Origin of the sequence: Prevotella sp. tf2-5 (genome assembly GCF_900115435.1) — a bacterium.
In the GTDB taxonomy this organism is placed as follows: domain Bacteria; phylum Bacteroidota; class Bacteroidia; order Bacteroidales; family Bacteroidaceae; genus Prevotella.
Genome location: NZ_FOWK01000003.1, coordinates 68,844 through 86,720, shown reverse-complemented (window position 1 = coordinate 86,720; position 17,877 = coordinate 68,844). Strand labels below are relative to the sequence as shown.

Genomic DNA, 17,877 nt, shown 5'->3' with positions numbered 1-17,877 from the left:
TTTTCGTTTTTATTGTTTGTAAGGAAGGATAAATTGATGACATAAACTATTTCAGAATATCATCATTAAGCAAAAACTGTATCAGTCCCATAAAGACAATTCCGTTATTGTCGGTATAGGTAGCAATGTCATCACCATTGTCACGCCTGTCAATAAGTTGTTGCAGGTATCGCGGTCTGTTGATATAATTCGCCATAATTGCTATCTGTTACTTACTTTCAATTCGAAATTTACTGCAAAGTAACATAAAATTTCGAATTGCAATATAATTGAAGCAAATATCAATAGAAATTTAACGATTATTATTTTACAAAATAAGTCTGTTACCTTCGCTTAAATCTGCTGTAAAAATACTCATTGAATATGCATGCAAAGAGATGGGAGAGGTTAGCCAACCTCTCCCATGAAAAAAATACTTGTTGTATAGAGTGCAATCTTATACCAGATGCTCGATGAGGTCAGCACGCTCACCAGGCAGCATGTCGATGACAGGAATCTCGATCATCGTATAACAACCAGGTTGCTGACGCATGGAGGCACGAGCCACGTTGACCAGTACCTGAGCGGTGAGTGCCGGATTATTGATGCTCATGTTGAACTCCAGGCGCTGGTTCTGAGTCTTACCACTCACACCCTTACGGACGAGGTTGACACCATGCCCCATATCCTTCACGGCATCCACTGACTCGACAGCGAACACGTGCGTCTCGTCATTGGCGAAATAAGGATCCGCCTTGATATCCTTCGTCACCTGCTCCAAAGTATAACCGTCCTCCAGCTCGACATATACCATACGGCGATGGATGCCCTCGCCCAGAGGAATCGTCATGGACAGTGCGTTCTTCACACCAGCCTTTGAGCGTACACAGACAGAGTGACCCATAGACATACCTGGTCCGAAGTTCGTATAGCTCAAGCCCTTGGGGGCAAGACTCTGCATAAGGGTGCGTACGATAGAGTCAGAGCCCGGATCCCATCCAGCGGCGATGACGCTGACGGTGTTGGTCTTCTTGTTCAGTTCCATCAGACGCTCACGATAGCCACGGATATTGGTATGGATATCAAACGAGTCGACAGTATTGATACCCAAGGGAAGAATCTGTTTGGCGAACTCCTCACAAGAACGAGTAGGAGTAGCAAGGATGGCGACATCGACATCCTTGAGTTCCTTGATATCCTTCACAACCTCATAGGGAGCCAGCTCCGCAGGCTTGTCGGCAGCCCCGTTTCTACGTACTATTCCTGCAATCTCAAAATCAGCCGAGGCTTCCAGCGCCTCAATGGTAAACTTACCGATGTTGCCGTATCCAACGACGGCTGCACGAATCTTTTTCATACCTATTTTCTATTATCTAGTTGTTTTTTCTTCAATTCTTTTCTTGCAAAGCGTACCAAGAGTACGATTTCGGTTGCAAAATTACACTTTTTCGACTAAAAACGTAACGAAAAGAAAGAAAAATTTCAAAAATAACATCTTTTTGCCATCTCGCATAGGGTAAGCAAAGGCTAATACAATAAATCGCGAACTGTCTGCGTTTATATCATTGTATTAATACAATGCGCAAATGATAGAATACATTAAGGGCGAGTTGACGGAACTCACCCCTGCATTAGCAACGGTTGAAGCGGCAGGAGTGGGCTATGGTCTGAATATCTCGCTGAACACTTACAGTGCCATCCAAGGCAAGAAAGAGGTGAGACTCTATGTCTATGAGGCGATTCGGGAAGACGCCTATGTCTTGTATGGTTTTGTGAACAAGAAAGAACGGGAGATGTTTGAGTTACTCATCTCCGTCAGTGGCGTAGGTCCCAACACCGCTCGCATGATGCTCTCGTCGATGAGTGTGTCAGAGCTCTGCGGTGCGATCTCGACAGGCAACGAACGAATCGTGAAAGGTATCAAGGGTATTGGGAAGATGACGGCACAGCGTATCATCGTCGACCTTCGTGACAAGATTGTCGCCTTGGGTATCGCCGACGAGATACCTGCTGGCGGAACCATCGCCACCCCCATCAACAATGCCGTCCGCGACGAGGCAGTGGCAGCGCTCACTATGTTGGGATTCTCCCCTGCCCCTACCCAGAAAGTCGTCATCGCCATCTTACAAGAACAGCCTGACGCTCCCGTGGAGCAGGTTGTCAAACTGGCATTGAAACAGATCAAGTAAGGTTTTTCGCGTGAAGAGGTTCGGCGTATATATTATCCTTCTGCTCATCAGCATGGTTGCCCTGGCACACATGCTGCCAGCATTATTCCCCTTCCCTTCACGCCCAGACGACAAAGACTCCATCAAGGCACAACCCACGTTGGTGACAGAGGATGACGAGATTCCCGACTCTCTGCTGCACCCCCGTTGGAAAATCAAGAGAACAACTCCCGTATTGGTGAGCGACCTTGACAGCTCCGTCGTCGACCTCCGTATGCCTGAGAACATCAAGCAACAGGCGGAATACGACGATTCCACAGGTGTGTACCTGATTGGTTCGAAGATCGGCAGCTCCTACCTCAACGCCCCCATCCTGATGACCCCGGAGGAATACCAGGAATGGAGTCGTGAGCGTGAGCTTCGCAGTTTCTTCCGTCAGAAGAACGCTGCCAACTTCGCCACCAAGGGCAAGGACAAATTCGACTTTGCCGACATGCACTTCGACTTAGGTCCTGCGGAGAAGATCTTCGGACCGGGTGGTGTGCGTATCAAGACACAAGGTACTGCCGAGCTGAAGCTAGGCGCAAACTTCAAGAGCATCGACAACCCGTCGCTACCAGAGCGTAACAGGAACACGAAGGCGATAGACTTTGACGAGAAGATCAACCTGAACGTGAACGGTAAGGTTGGTGATAAGGTGAATATGAACCTGAACTACAACACGGACGCCACTTTCGACTTCGATACCAAGAATATCAAACTGCGTTACGAAGGTAAGGAGGACGAGATCATCAAACTCATCGAGGCTGGTAACATCACCTTCCCCACCAATAACTCACTGGTCAAAGGAGCCTCCAGCCTCTTTGGTGTCCGTACCGATATGCAGTTTGGCAAGCTGAAACTGCAGACCGTCTTCTCCCAGAAGAAATCCACGACGACCAGTGTATCCTCCAAGGGTGGTGTGCAACTGACTCCCTTCGAGTTTAACATCGCTGACTATGAGGAGAACCGCCACTTCTTCCTGGCAAAGTATTTCAGGGAGCATTACGATGATGCCATGCAGAAACTGCCCAACCTCATGACAGGTATCCAGATTACCCGTGTGGAGATATGGGTCACCAACAAGACGGGAACGACAGCCAATACCCGTAATATCATCGCACTCACAGATCTTGGCGAGAGTACTTCCACTGAATGGGGAAAAGGAGGTAAAGACTCTAACATCCCCGATAATAGCGCCAACAGGGAGTATAACGAGATGATTACCACCTATGCCGAAGCCCGTAATATCGACCTGACATCGACAATTCTTGATAATAGCGGAAAATTCGTGGGTAGCGTGGACTATGAGAAACTAGCCGCCGCACGACTGCTCACCAGTTCGGAATACACAGTCAATAAAGCATTAGGATACGTCTCCCTCAAGACAGGTCTACAGACCGACCAGGTCCTGGCTGTCGCCTTTGAGTTCACCTATGGAGGACAGACCTACCAGGTGGGAGAGTTTGCCAGTGACCTGACCAGAGCCAACGAGGCGCTCTATGTGAAGTCGCTGAAGAATACCAGCAACAACCCCTCCCAGAACAACTGGCCTTTGATGATGAAGAACGTCTACTACCTCGCATCGAATGTGGAGAAGACCAAGTTCCGACTCGACATCAAGTTCCAGAGCGATACGGCAGGTGTCTACCTGACCTATATCCCTGAGGTGAAGGACATCACCTTGCTGCGTGGACTTGGCTGTGACCGTCTGGACAACAACAACCGTGCTCACCCCAATGGATTCTTCGACTACGTAGAAGGATATACCGTCAGCGAGGGTCGTGTTTTCCTTCCCTCCGTCGAACCGTTTGGCAAGACGCTCCGCCAGTTCCTGAAGAAGAATCATGTCCCTGACGACAAGATCGCCAAATATACGTTCAGCGAGCTCTACGACACCACGAGGACCGCCGCCAAACAGATGACAGACAAGAACAAATACCTGTTGGTGGGACAGTTTAAGGGCACCGCTGCCAACGTCATCTCCTTGGGAGCCTATAACGTACCTCAAGGCTCGGTGGTCGTGACAGCCGGTGGAGTCATCCTTAACGAAGGCTCCGACTATAGTGTCGACTACTCCGCTGGTGAGGTGACCATCCTCAACCAGAGCATCATCGATGCCGGAACAAGTGTCAACGTGTCGTTGGAGAGTAATACTGATTATGGTATGCAGCGTAAGACGATGCTAGGTCTTAACTGGGAGTATGACTTCTCGAAAGACCTGCAAGTAGGTGGTACCTTCCAGTATCTCACAGAACAGACCCTGACCTCGAAAGTCACGATGGGACAGGAGCCTCTGCGTAACATGCTGTGGGGACTTAATATCAACTGGAAACATGAGAGTCAGTGGTTGACGAACATACTCGACAAACTGCCTTTCCTGCATTGTACACAACCCTCACAAATCTCCTTTACGGGAGAGTTCGCACAACTGATTGCCGGACAGGCTGGCGGTACTCAGGATAATGCCTCGTATATTGACGACTTCGAGAACGCGAAAAACGGGCTTGACGTCAGCGAGCCCAAGTCATGGACAATGTCGAGCGTGCCTACCATGTTCAAGGAATATAATGACAAAGACTCCGTGACGAGTGGCTTCAACCGCTCACTCCTCGCCTGGTATAACATCGACCCACTCTTCACCTACCGCACCTCCTCCCTGACACCCAGTCATATCAAGAGCGACCTCGAGCAGTTGTCGAACCACTATGTCCGTGCCGTCTATGTGAGCGAGCTGTATCCTAACCGCCAGCAGAGCACCTATAGCGGTGCTACGGCAACACTTCCTATCCTCAACCTTGCCTACTATCCGCAAGAGCGTGGCGCCTACAACCTGGACACGGATGTTGACGTCATGGGAAAACTCACCAGACCCATGCAGCGATGGGGCGGTATGATGCGTAAGCTGGACACCAACGATTTTGAGACAGCCAATGTGGAGTATATTGAGTTCTGGCTGCTGGATCCCTTCATCTATACCAACCAACAGAGTGATGCTAACGAATATGGTGGCGACCTCTATATCAATCTCGGAGAGGTCAGCGAGGATATCCTGAAAGACGGTAAGAAATTCTATGAGAGTGGTATGCCTGTAGACGGTACGAATAATTTCTCTTATACCCCGTGGGGTAAGGTACCTATCCAAGCCACTCAGACATACGCCTTCGCCACCTCACCAGGTTCACGAGCCAAACAGGATGTTGGCTTCAATGGTCTTAACGACGAGGAAGAGCGTTCCAAACCTGCCTATGCCAACTTCCTCAATGGTGTCAATGTGAATGACAGTGTCCGTGCGGCTTGGAACGCTGACCCTGCCAATGACAACTACCACTATTTCCGCGGCAGAGACCTTGACGAGCGACAGGCATCTATCCTCGACCGTTACAAGCGTATCAACATGCCTCAGGGAAACTCTCCTGACAGTGACCAGCAGACGGAGGGTTATGACACCAGCTACAAGACTTTCCCGGACGTGGAGGATATCAACCAGGACTTCACCCTCAACGAGTACGAGCGTTACTTCCAATATAAAGTCAGTATCCGACCAGAGGATATGGTGTTGGGCAGAAACCATATCACGGACATCCGTGAGGCAAGTGTCTCCCTGCGTAACGGTAACCGTGAGACCGTGAAATGGTATCAGTTCCGCATCCCCCTCGACCAGTATGAGGACTGTGTGGGTAACATCAGCGACTTCACCAGTGTGCGTTTCATGCGTATGTTCCTCACCCAGTTCAAACGTCCCATCGTCCTGCGCTTCGGCTCTCTTGACTTGGTGCGTGGAGAGTGGCGTATCTATCAGCAACCGCTATCCACTGTTTCCGAGAGTGGCATCTTAGAGGTCAGTGCTGTAAACATCGAGGAGAACAACGACAAACGACCCGTCAACTATGTATTGCCACCAGGTATCAGCAGGGTGACCGACCCCTCACAGCCACAGCTGGTGGAAGAGAACGAGCAGTCAATGAAAATGGATGTCCGCGACTTGGCACCTGGTGAGTCGAAGGCTGTCTATAAGAATACCATGCTGGACTTGCGCCGTTATAAACATATACAGATGTTCAATCATGCCAACCACCTGATTGACGACTATAATCTCAAAAATGGAGAGCTCGCCTTATTCATCCGCTTTGGCAGTGACTATAAGAACAATTACTATGAATACGAGATTCCTCTCTCTTTGACTCCTGACCGTAACGACTATAACAAATATAACGTGGAGGACTGTCGTGCCGTATGGCCAAAGGAGAACATGCTGGACCTCGACCTGAATTTGTTTACCACACTTAAGAAGGAACGTAACAAGTCAAGAGCCAGCGGTGGTGCCTCCTTCAACCAGATATACTCAATAGCAGACCCCAGTAATCCTTCCAATACAGCCAGTATAGTAGGTAACCCGACACTTGGAGAGGTCAAGACGATGATGATCGGTGTGCGCAACATCTCCAACGAGCATAAGTCGGGAGAGGTATGGGTCAACGAGTTACGTCTGATGGACACCAACAACAATGGCGGCTGGGCTGCCAGCGGTGCTCTGAATGTGCAACTCTCCGACATCGGCTCGATCAATATGACGGGAAAAATCATGACAGCAGGATTCGGCGGACTGGAAGAGGGCGTCTTGCAACGCTCCAACGACGATTACAAGACCTACTCCATCACAGCCAATGTGGATCTGGGTAAATTCTTCCCCGACAAAGCGAAAGTCAGTGCACCACTCTATTATTCCATCACCAAAGAGGAGAGACGACCGAAATATAACCCGTTAGACACCGACCTGGAACTGAAGGACGCACTGGACGCCGCTGCCTCTAAACAGGAACGTGACTCTATTGAGAGTATCGCCGTGACTAAATCGACCACTACCAATTTCTCCTTGTCAAACGTACGAGTTGGCATCAAGACCAAGAGGCATCCTATGCCATACGACCCTGCTAACTTCTCCTTCTCCTACAGCAACTCCCATCGCCATACTAGTGGTGAGACAACTGTCTATGAGAACGAGAACCAGTGGCGTGGAGCCCTGAACTACAGCTATTCTCCGGTCTATAAGCCATGGGAGCCTTTCAAGAAGAGTAAAAGCAAATCCAAATGGGCACAATATCCGAAACAGTTCGGACTGAACTGGTTACCACAGAACATCTCCTTCAATACGGATATACAGAGGTTCTACCATGAGCTGCAAGAACGGGACATGGAGGATCTTGGAGGACAAAAGCTCCCTGTCTCCTGGAGTTCACAATTCCTGTGGAATCGTGAGTTCTCCCTTCGTTGGGATCTTACCAAGAACCTGCACCTGAACTTCCAGTCGGCGACTCATGCGGAAATCGAGGAGCCTTATGACGAGAGACCTATCAACAAAGACCTCTATCCTGACCGCTATGAGGCTTGGAAGGACTCGGTATGGCATAGTATCCTCCACTTCGGAGTACCTCTTGACTACCAGCAACATTTCACTGCCTCTTTCCAGTTCCCTCTCAACAAACTGCCTATCTTTGACTGGATGACAGCAGATGCGTCGTATAATGCAACTTATCGATGGGTACGTGGTACGGACCTTGAGAATGGAACGAACTTAGGAAACACCATTGCGAATAACCGTCAGTTGAATATCAACGGTAATTTCAATATGGAGACACTCTATAACCATATCCCTTTCCTGAAGAAAGCAAATGAAAGGTTCAAGAAAGCGGCAAGTGCCAATACCTCTAAAACGAGAAATAACACGAAAGACAAAAATACAAAAGATAAGAACGCGAAAGATAAAAACGCTAAACAAAACAAGAAGGAGGAGAAGATACTACCCAAGAACCAGAATGCATGGCAGAAGGAGGTTACGTTGATGGCAGACTCCTCCATCATCGTCAACCATGGTAAGAAAACCAAGAAACTGACCGTCACTGCACGTACCAAGGATGGTAAGAAGTATGCTATAAAATACAAAGTCCTGGATGACAATCGTATCCGCATCAAGAATCGTGACACCATCCAACTGATGCTCAGTATCGCGCCCAAACCGCCCTCAGAGAAACAGTGGTGGTACAAACCGGCACAGACAGGTGCACGTCTCCTGATGATGGTGCGCTCTATCGGAATCTCCTATCGCAACCAGTATTCCATGTCAATTCCAGGCTTCCTGCCAAATATCGGAGATGCTTTCGGACAACGGACAGGTAGTGTGATGGCACCAGGATTAGGTTTTGCCTTTGGTATGGTTGACGATAGTTATATCCAGAAGGCACACAACAATGGTTGGTTATTAGAGGTCGACAGTGTGGCAACTCCTGCTACCACAAATCTGACAAAGGACTTACAGATAAAGGCAACGCTGGAACCTTTCCGTGACCTGAAGATTGACCTGAATGCCAGTCGTACAGAGACGAAGGCGAAATCCATACAGTATATGTTTGAGGGTATGCCGACGACGCAGAGTGGTACCTTCACGATGACTACCATCTCCCTGAAATCAGCACTTGAAGGTATTGGGGATGCCAACAATGGGTTCCATTCCGCCTCGTTCGACAGGTTCTGTAGTTTGCTGGCCTCCTACCAGCAGAGGGCGGAGGCGCAATATGGCACCAGTGTTGACCAATACCATGCCAGCGTGATGATCCCAGCCTTCCTCTCCGCCTATACCAGCAGTGGAGGAGGACTCAGTTTCTTCCCGTCACTGACACGTCTGTTACCGAACTGGACCGTCCGCTATACAGGACTGTCGAAACTCCCGTGGTTCCGCGACGTGTTCAAGAGCGTGACCTTCAACCATGCCTATAAGAGCATCTATGCGGTAGGAAGCTACACGGCGAATGCCGGCACCAACTCGCTCTTAGGCTATAATGTTCCAACGGTCAGCCTCAACGAATCGTTCTCGCCATTAATTGGTGTTGATTTCACTTTCCAAAACAACCTCACGGCAAAGGTAGAGTATCGTACCACACGTGTCTTGAACCTTTCCATGACGAGTGTCCAGATTAACGAGAGCCGTTCCAACGACTGGGTGGTTGGTCTTGCCTACAAGATCAGTGACTTCAACCTCTTCGGAAGCAATGGCAACCGCAAGGTCAAGAAAGCACAACGTGGCAGCAGGAAGAAAGCTAATGACAAGCAACAGACGGCAACAACAACCGCACCGAAGACTGGTGTCAATCATGACCTGAACATGCGTCTTGACTTCTCTTTGCGTAAACAGGCTGCCATCACTCGTGATATCGCCTCGCAGACAAGTGCCGCAAGCAGTGGTAACACAGCATTGAAGATATCTTTTATGGCAGACTATACCCTGTCCAGATTGTTGACGCTCAGCGCATATTATGACAGACAGACAAACACTCCATTACTCTCTGCCAGCAGTTATCCCACGACGACTCACGATTTCGGCTTATCACTGAAATTCAGTCTGACACGATAAGATTTTTTCAATTGGAGCAAAGCTCCTTCGTCCTTTTTTCTCATTATATTTTTTGTCATTTCAAAAAAACTTTGTATCTTCGCACCGTAATATACGAATTAAGGTGGAATTACTCAAGAACATCAAATATCCCGACGACTTACGTAAGTTGTCGGTCGACCAACTTCCAGAACTATGCCAAGAGCTTCGCGACGATATCGTGAAGGAGCTTTCAGTGAATCCTGGACACCTTGCTTCCAGTCTCGGCGTAGTGGAGCTGACCGTCGCCTTACACTATGTCTATAATACCCCAGAAGACCGAATTGTCTGGGATGTAGGACATCAGGCGTATGGTCATAAAATTCTGACAGGACGTCGAGAACAGTTCTGTACCAATCGTAAGTTAGGAGGTATCCGTCCCTTCCCCTCACCCTATGAAAGCGAGTATGATACTTTTGCATGCGGGCATGCCAGCAACTCTGTCTCTGCTGCGTTAGGTATGGCAGTAGCAGCCAAGAAAACCGGTAAAGACAATCGTCATGTGGTGGCTGTCATCGGTGATGGTGCTTTAAGTGGTGGGCTCGCCTTTGAAGGACTGAACAACGTATCTTCATCTCCCAATGACATGTTGATTATTCTAAATGACAACAACATGTCTATCGACCGTTCTGTAGGTGGCATGAAGCAATACTTGATTGATTTAAGTACCAATGAGACATATAATGCCATCAAATTCAAGGTTAACAACTGGTTGCACAGGAAGGGGCTGATGAGTGATGAGCGTCAGAACGGACTCCAGCGACTAGCTAATGCCTTGAAGAGTGCTATCTCCCATCAGCAGAACATCTTCGATGGTATGAACATTCGTTATCTAGGACCTTTCGACGGACATAATGTAAAGGAGTTGGTACGTATCCTCAATCAGCTAAAGAACATGAAAGGTCCTAAGTTGTTACACCTACATACGCAAAAAGGACATGGCTATGCCCCTGCGGAGAAAGACGTGACAACATGGCATGCACCAGGCAAGTTTGACCCAGAGACAGGTGAGCGACTGGTAGACAAAGACCCCAACAAGCCTCAGAAATACCAAGATGTCTTCGGACACACACTGTTGGAACTGGCGAAACAGAATCCCAAGATTGTGGGTGTCACACCCGCAATGCCATCAGGCTGTTCTATGAACATCATGATGAAGGAGATGCCAGACCGGGCTTTTGATGTTGGCATCGCAGAGGGGCATGCCGTCACCTTCTCTGGAGGTATGGCGAAAGACGGACTGATACCCTTCTGTAATATATACAGCGCTTTCTCACAGAGAGCTTTTGACAATATCATCCACGATGTCGCATTATTGAACCTGCATGTCGTCTTCTGTTTCGACCGTGCTGGTATCGTAGGAGAAGACGGTCCTACCCATCATGGTGCCTTCGATCTTGCAGCACTTCGTCCTATACCCAACCTCACCATCTCCTCCCCCATGGATGAGCATGAGTTACGCCGGCTGATGTACACCGCCCAGTTACCTGACAAGGGGCCTTTCGTTATCCGCTATCCAAGAGGTGGAGGGGTTTTGATGGACTGGCGTTGTCCTTTTGAGGAAATCAAAGTGGGGACAGGCAGGAAGATGAAAGACGGAGAGGATGTCGCCGTGCTCTCTATTGGTCCGATAGGTAATAACGTGACGGAAGCTGTAGAGGGGACAACTGCTGCCCATTACGATATGCGATTCCTGAAGCCCATTGACGAGAATATCCTCCAGGAAGTCGCCGAGAAATACAAGCACATCATCACGGTGGAGAACGGTGTTAAGAATGGCGGCTTAGGATCTGCCGTAGTGGAATGGATGAACGACCACGGCTATTCCCCACGTGTCACCCGTCTTGGTATGCCAGACGACCAGTTTGTCGAACATGGCACTGTTGAGGAACTACATCATATCGTAGGCTTAGATGCCTCAAGTATCAGAAAAGCGATAGAGTCATGAAGATTGTGATTGCCGGTGCAGGTGCCGTTGGAACTCACCTGTCAAAACTCCTTTCACGCGATCATCAGGATTGTGTGTTGATTGACCCGGATGCCTCGCGACTGGCAGGTCTTGACGGTCGTTATGATATCATGACGATCCAAGGCTCTCCGACAAGTATCAAGACGCTGAAGGATGCCGGCACGGAATCCGCTGACCTCTTTGTCGGGGTGACACCAGATGAGAGCAAAAACATGGCGGCATGCAGTATTGCCCATGCTTTAGGAGCCAAGAAGACAGTTGCACGTATTGATAACTACGAATACCTGGCACCACATCTGAAGCCATTCTTCGAGGGAATGGGGGTCAACTCCCTCATCTATCCTGAGGTCCTTGCCGCCATCGACATCACGAATGGTCTGAAAATGTCATGGGTCAGACAACGCTGGGACGTACATGGCGGTGCTTTGGTAATGCTGGGTATCAAACTACGAAAGACCTGTGAGATACTCAATGAGCCACTGAAGAACCTCTGCGGTCCTGATGACCCTTATCATGTCGTAGCCATCAAACGTGGTGGCGAGACACTGATACCGAGTGGTAATGATAAATTATGTGTCAACGACCTCGCCTACTTCATGACGACCAGCGAGTATATTCCTTATATACGCAAGATTTCCGGAAAGGAGCATTATGCTGATGTGAAGAATGTCATTATCATGGGTGGAGGAAAGACTGCCGTTCGCGTGGGGTTGACGCTTCCTGAATATATGAACTTGAAAATCATTGAGAAGAGCGAGCGGCGTTGTGAGCAGTTGAACGAACTTCTTTGCGACACAGACACCATGATCATCCATGGAGATGCCCGTGACCTTGGATTATTGCAGGAAGAGGGTATCGACAATACACAGGCTTTCGTCGCCCTGACAGGAAATGCAGAGACGAATATTCTAGCCTGCCTGACCGCCAAGCGACTCGGTGTCAGGAAGACGGTGGCTATGGTTGAGAACCTTGACTATGTGGAGATGGCAGAGAGTTTGGATATCGGAACGATTATTAATAAGAAGACAGTAGCCGCCAGTCATATCTACCAAATGATGCTGGACGCGGATGTCAGCAATGTCCGTTCTCTGATGATGGTCGACTCCGATGTAGCGGAGTTTACCGCGGCAGAAGGTTCCAGAGTTACCAAGAAACCAGTAAAGGACTTAGGGCTTCCTTTTGGTGTGACGATCGGCGGTCTCGTTCGTCATGACGAGGGAATCCTTGTCAATGGTAACACACAAATCATGGCAGGTGACTCTGTCATGGTATTCTGTCATGAACAGAATCTGAAAAAGATAGAGAAGTTCTTCAAGTCAAATATCTTATGGTAAACTATCCATTGATATACAAGATCATCGGTTCGCTGCTCCTACTATTAGGATCACTGCTGACCTGTTGCACGTGTATATCATTCTATTATATGGAAGACGATATGATGGCTTTCCTGCTGTCCACGTTGTTTACCTTCAGTTGTGGCTTTATCCTTAAATTCATAGGGCGGAACGCCAATAACAATCTGGGTCGTCGTGATGCCTATCTTCTAGTCACGCTGACATGGACGGTATTCAGTCTGTTTGGCATGATTCCGTTTCTTATTGGAGGATATATTGATAATGTGACGGATGCCTTCTTCGAGACCATGTCCGGATTCTCTACGACGGGTGCCACCATTATTGATGATGTGGAATGGATGCCACATGCTATTCTGTTCTGGCGTACACAGACTCAATGGATTGGGGCACTTGGAATCGTGTTCTTCACCATTGCCATTCTACCGTCTATGGTAGGAAGCGGTAGCGTGAAGATCTTTGCTGCGGAAGCTACAGGTCCTATCCGCTCGAAGATGCACCCCCGTCTCTCCACCACCGCCAAATGGATATGGTCCATATATTCTGCGCTTACCATTGCTTGTGTCCTTTCTTTCTATATTGCGGGGATGGACGTCTTCGACAGTATCAACTATGCGATGACCACAACGGCGACAGGTGGTTTCTCTCCTCATAATGACTCTGCGGCATTTTTCCGGTCACCGACAATTGAGTACATCGCTATCCTGTTCCAGTTCCTGGCAGGTATCAACTTCACCATGCTCTATTTCGCTGTGTTCCGCTTAAAGGTCGCCAACCTTTTCAAGAATTCAGAGTTTAAACTGTATATCTTTCTCATCACCGTATCCACGATATGGATCATGTATCTGTTGATGTCACATAACGGATACGGTATAGAGAGAGCATTCCGTTCTTCTCTATTCCAAGTAGTATCGTTTATGACCACCACAGGACTCTTCAATGACGATGCGGCATTATGGCCTCACATCACATGGGTCATCCTTGGCTGTTTGATGTTTTTAGGAGCATGTGCTGGTTCCACTACTGGTGGATTCAAGTGTATCCGTGGTGTGATGATTATGAAGGTCTTACGCAATGAATTCCATAAACTGCTCCATCCAAATGCGGTCCTTCCTGTGAAGATCAACGGGCAACCTGTTTCTCAGCAGAAGCTGAACTCACTACTTGCCTTCTTTGCCATCTTCACTTTGATGGTACTATTATCCGCAACGATTATGATAGTAGCGGGAATTGACAATACGAACGCCATCACCATTGCCTTGAGCTGTATCAGTAATGTCGGACCATCTCTTGGGACACAGATTGGTCCAGAGATGTCATGGAGCCAGTTGCCTGACTTCATCAAATGGGTATGCTCCTTCTTGATGCTGGTAGGACGTCTGGAGATTATGAGTGTTCTGGTATTGTTCACACGAGGGTTCTGGAGAGACAATTAATCTGAATCAAACTAGCATATATGAATTACTACAAATTTGAACCATTATTAAAACAGACGCTATGGGGAGGCGACAAGATTATCCACTTCAAGAAACTCAATGCACAAATGGAGAATGTGGGTGAGAGCTGGGAGATCTCTGGTGTTAAGGATAATGAAACGATAACCATTGGTGACGGGCGATCCCTCAATCAATTAGTACATGAAATGAAAGGACAGTTAGTCGGTGAGACAAACTATAAGCGTTTTGGCGATGAGTTTCCCTTACTTATTAAATTCATCGATGCCCGTCAGGACCTGAGTATACAGGTACACCCCACTGACGAGATAGCCCACCGACAGGGAAAGAGTCGTGGTAAGACCGAGATGTGGTTTGTGATGGACAGCGCTCCAACGGCAAAACTCTATAACGGGCTGAGACGGCAAATTACCTCTGAGCAATATAAGGAGATGGTAGAAAATGACACCATCTGTGACGCTCTTGCCCAATATGAGGTAAAAGAGGGTGACTGTTTCTTTATCCCCGCAGGACGCATCCATGCCATTGGCGCCGGTTGCTTCTTGGCGGAGATCCAGCAGACCTCCGATGTGACCTATCGAATTTACGACTTCAAGCGCAAGGACAAGGACGGCAACTATCGTCAGTTACACACCCAGGAGGCTTCTGAGAGCATTAACTATACCGTCCTTGAGGATTACCGCACGTCGTATACCCCCCAGAAAAACGAGAGTCAGCTATTGGTGGAGTGTCCTTATTTCAACACTGCAGTCTACGACCTGACAGAGCCGATGACGATAGACTATAGTGAACTCGACTCTTTCGTCATCCTAATTGGACTGAAGGGAGAGGGTACATTGACTATTGACGGGGAAGAAGTGAGTTTCCATGCTGGTGAGACCGTCCTTATCCCTGCTACAGTCAAAGAGATAAGAACAGAGGGAACTATTAAGTTTCTGGAGACTTATGTCCTATCGTAAGATACTGCTCCACATCTGACTGTACACGACGGAATTGTTCTGACTGCATGTAACCACTATTTTTCTTCAACATCTGACGGATGTCCTGCAACGAGTGTTCGTAGCAGGACATCTCGTTTCTGCGTTGCGTATGATGCCGTGCCGTCCGCGTGATCTCATCCTGTCTTTCCAGACGGAGCCGGTTACACACCTTATTTAATATAGGGACTATCACATTGTCAAACAAGGAATGCCCTTGTACATAAAGATAGGTGGTCTGTGGAGTAACACCCAGTTCTTTAATCTCCGCTTTCAGCTTCAGATAAGACTCCTTATTACCAGGGAACTCTGTCTGTAGCTGTCTAACCTTCCTACAGACTTTCTGACGGAGATGGTCAAGAGACGGTTGCGGATCAAAGACATTGAAGCCCCCCGGGTCTATCACCCTTGCCATATCAGACAGGGAGAATTGGTTATGCCGACCTGTACGGTATGCCCATACCGACCATATAAACAAAGGGAATATCGCCTCACTATACTGCGTAAGATAATCCTCGAAATCAAAGAGACGATGATCGTTGAGGGTGACGGCGACACAGACATCATGAAGAGAGGGTGCGTAACACTGCAGGTTCTCGATAGCATAAGCATAAGTATGGAACACATAAGGACTCTCCACCACCTTCTTCGATTGTGGAGTGACACCCTGTAGCAGATAATCATAATCCGCATCCACACAGGCGATCATATCCTCTCCTATCCTACCCTCTATAAAGGACATCAATACCGATTTCTTCCCACGTTCCAATTTCTGGTGGGAAGGCAGCATCACCTCAAAGTAGCGTTTATCATCCTCAAAGCGTCCCAAGACGGTACGCCAGAAGTAGATATCGTCGTAACTTTCCACATAAGCTACGATTCTCCGCCTTGCCTTTTTCGAGGTCATCTGGTTGGCAGCCTCGAAATAGCGACTATTAAGATGATCCTTCAGCCTGCTCATTGTAATATATTATAGGAACTATAGGTACTATAGTGACTATAGAAGCTATACTGTTATGTCACTCACTTCTGTCACCTTATCCATCCAGCCGTTCATAATGACAGCTGGCGAATGAGTGGTCAGGATAATCTGCACGTTAGGATTAAGTTCTTGTATCAAGTCGATGAGTCGCTTCTGCCATTCGATATGTAGAGACACCTCCGGCTCATCCATAAAAAGAACATAAGGTTGCTGGTCTTCCACCAATACTGTTAAGAGGATGGCAAGGATCTGTTTCTCTCCACTTGACAGTTTATAGGGTAGCAAGATCTCACCGATCTGTGAGAAACGGATTTCATTCTCCGTACGTACAATCTTCTTTCCTGTCTCATTAAAGAGATCGTCAACGATATCCTGAAAGCGTTTCTTGGGTTCAGACAGGTGTTGCGCCGCATCCGTATTCCCTTGTTGCAACTCAGCAATGATACGGTTGCCTATATTCACTTGATAGTCGAGGTATTTACGTTGCAGGTTATAGAGTTGCATATCTAGCAACGAGCCACCTCCCATGCCAGCAAGAGCCGACAAGGTCTCGCGCATCACAGCCTCCCCTTCCGTCAGGGTCTGGGAGATATTACTATCTAACGAGCGGATGATGTCGAAGCGCACATGGGTAGCATCCTCTGGCTCTGAGATGATATGTACCCCTTTGAGCATGTGGTTCAGTAAATCACCATTGATGGCGATACTCCTCACTACCCTGTTCAGGATAGTAGACTTACCCACACCATTGATACCACTAAGCACATTCACCTTAGGGTCAAGATCCCATACAATATGTTTCCGACCTCCCCAAAGGGAGTCTATCTCTATCCTCTTGATATAATCCGCATACTTTTGCATATCGATGACCTGTTTAAATAAAATAAAATGGTGACCTGCTTAATAGCGGTCACCTTTCTCTTTTGTCCAAAAGTCTTCCAAGCGAACTTCGAAGATAAGCGTGCTATAGGCTGGAATAGTACCATTCTCACTCGTTCCGTATCCTAACTGATAGGGAACGACGACTAGCCAGTAGTCCCCCCGATGCATCTGCATCAAAGCGGTGCCGAATCCTGGTACGACTGCACTGACAGCAAATTTACTAGGAACAGCCGTATCTATGTCAAATGGTGCCAGATAACTCTGGTCAAACTGATATCCCGTGCTATAGGAGGGAGACGGAATCAGACGTCCCACATAATGTATCTGTACTGTATCACTTAGATAAGGAGTCACCTCAGGGGCTCCCATCTCGCTGCCCAGTTTATCCACCAGTACATAGTCAGTATGACCTGCCACATAACTTGTGCCCAGAGAGTATTTCTTTAGCTTCAAGTCATAATCATCGGAGAGGTAAGCGGCTTCAAAGAACTGCTCGTTCTTATTCTTCCAGTCGGCATATTCCTGAACGGTATCGTCTCTCTCACTGCAGGCAGTAAAAGCAAGCAGCGACATCGTTGCTGCAATATAATAATTTAACAGTCTGAAAATAACAGAATGATTCCTTTTCATTTTCTCATTACTGAAGTTT

General features: G+C 48.0%; 11 protein-coding genes. 6 read left to right on the top strand and 5 right to left on the bottom strand.

The features are described from left to right. Positions 1-46 precede the first annotated feature (46 nt). Positions 47-196 carry a hypothetical protein gene (locus BM257_RS14725; protein WP_177216011.1) on the bottom strand — a complete coding sequence of 50 codons (150 nt, stop codon included), beginning with the start codon at positions 194-196 and terminating at the stop codon, positions 47-49. A 240-nt stretch (positions 197-436) separates the two neighbouring features. Then, positions 437-1,336 (bottom strand): diaminopimelate dehydrogenase, encoded by a 900-nt coding sequence (locus tag BM257_RS04145; protein ID WP_092068662.1) that lies wholly within the window; start codon positions 1,334-1,336, stop codon positions 437-439. A 229-nt stretch (positions 1,337-1,565) separates the two neighbouring features. On the opposite strand from BM257_RS04145, the gene ruvA reads away from it, so the two are divergent. The 6 genes from ruvA to BM257_RS04115 all read left to right on the top strand — a co-directional run bounded on the left by ruvA (position 1,566) and on the right by BM257_RS04115 (position 15,346). Next, positions 1,566-2,168, top strand: a complete 603-nt coding sequence (ruvA, locus tag BM257_RS04140) for a Holliday junction branch migration protein RuvA (RefSeq protein WP_092068659.1) — start codon at positions 1,566-1,568, stop codon at positions 2,166-2,168. Positions 2,169-2,220: 52 nt separating this feature from the next. Continuing rightward, a complete protein-coding gene (sprA, locus tag BM257_RS04135; RefSeq protein ID WP_092069331.1) occupies positions 2,221-9,594 on the top strand; it encodes a T9SS outer membrane translocon Sov/SprA in 7,374 nt (2,457 codons plus the stop codon). A 97-nt stretch (positions 9,595-9,691) separates the two neighbouring features. After that, a complete protein-coding gene (gene dxs / locus BM257_RS04130) occupies positions 9,692-11,560 on the top strand; it encodes a 1-deoxy-D-xylulose-5-phosphate synthase (protein ID WP_369821303.1) in 1,869 nt (622 codons plus the stop codon). After that, positions 11,557-12,915, top strand: coding sequence for a Trk system potassium transporter TrkA (gene trkA / locus BM257_RS04125; protein ID WP_092068657.1), 1,359 nt, complete (start codon positions 11,557-11,559; stop codon positions 12,913-12,915). The genes dxs and trkA overlap by 4 nt, the downstream gene beginning before the upstream one ends. Further along, positions 12,909-14,369: a TrkH family potassium uptake protein gene (locus BM257_RS04120; RefSeq protein ID WP_092068653.1), complete on the top strand. Its 1,461-nt coding sequence runs from the start codon at positions 12,909-12,911 to the stop codon at positions 14,367-14,369. The genes trkA and BM257_RS04120 overlap by 7 nt, the downstream gene beginning before the upstream one ends. Positions 14,370-14,389: 20 nt before the next feature. Continuing rightward, on the top strand, positions 14,390-15,346 hold the full coding sequence (locus BM257_RS04115) for a type I phosphomannose isomerase catalytic subunit (RefSeq protein WP_092068650.1): 957 nt from the start codon (positions 14,390-14,392) through the stop codon (positions 15,344-15,346). Here BM257_RS04115 and BM257_RS04110 read toward each other — a convergent pair. The 3 genes from BM257_RS04110 to BM257_RS04100 are packed head-to-tail and all read right to left on the bottom strand — an operon-like array spanning position 15,315 to position 17,858. Beyond that, positions 15,315-16,325 carry a DUF4435 domain-containing protein gene (locus BM257_RS04110; RefSeq protein WP_092068647.1) on the bottom strand — a complete coding sequence of 337 codons (1,011 nt, stop codon included), beginning with the start codon at positions 16,323-16,325 and terminating at the stop codon, positions 15,315-15,317. The two genes, BM257_RS04115 and BM257_RS04110, sit on opposite strands and share 32 nt — an antisense overlap. Positions 16,326-16,370: 45 nt before the next feature. Beyond that, complete coding sequence (locus BM257_RS04105; RefSeq protein WP_092068644.1) at positions 16,371-17,207, bottom strand: AAA family ATPase; 837 nt, start codon at positions 17,205-17,207, stop codon at positions 16,371-16,373. Positions 17,208-17,246: 39 nt separating this feature from the next. Next, entirely contained in the window at positions 17,247-17,858 is a 612-nt protein-coding gene (locus BM257_RS04100; protein WP_092068642.1) for an FKBP-type peptidyl-prolyl cis-trans isomerase, read from the bottom strand. Positions 17,859-17,877 lie beyond the last annotated feature (19 nt).

Bases quoted from the DNA above. Each gene is read 5' to 3' on its own strand.
- BM257_RS14725 (WP_177216011.1), bottom strand. From the start codon at position 196: ATGGCGAATTATATCAACAGACCGCGATACCTGCAACAACTTATTGAC.
- BM257_RS04145 (WP_092068662.1), bottom strand. From the start codon at position 1,336: ATGAAAAAGATTCGTGCAGCCGTCGTTGGATACGGCAACATCGGTAAG.
- ruvA (WP_092068659.1), top strand. From the start codon at position 1,566: ATGATAGAATACATTAAGGGCGAGTTGACGGAACTCACCCCTGCATTA.
- sprA (WP_092069331.1), top strand. From the start codon at position 2,221: ATGGTTGCCCTGGCACACATGCTGCCAGCATTATTCCCCTTCCCTTCA.
- trkA (WP_092068657.1), top strand. From the start codon at position 11,557: ATGAAGATTGTGATTGCCGGTGCAGGTGCCGTTGGAACTCACCTGTCA.
- BM257_RS04120 (WP_092068653.1), top strand. From the start codon at position 12,909: ATGGTAAACTATCCATTGATATACAAGATCATCGGTTCGCTGCTCCTA.
- BM257_RS04115 (WP_092068650.1), top strand. From the start codon at position 14,390: ATGAATTACTACAAATTTGAACCATTATTAAAACAGACGCTATGGGGA.
- BM257_RS04110 (WP_092068647.1), bottom strand. From the start codon at position 16,325: ATGAGCAGGCTGAAGGATCATCTTAATAGTCGCTATTTCGAGGCTGCC.
- BM257_RS04105 (WP_092068644.1), bottom strand. From the start codon at position 17,207: ATGCAAAAGTATGCGGATTATATCAAGAGGATAGAGATAGACTCCCTT.
- BM257_RS04100 (WP_092068642.1), bottom strand. From the start codon at position 17,858: ATGAAAAGGAATCATTCTGTTATTTTCAGACTGTTAAATTATTATATT.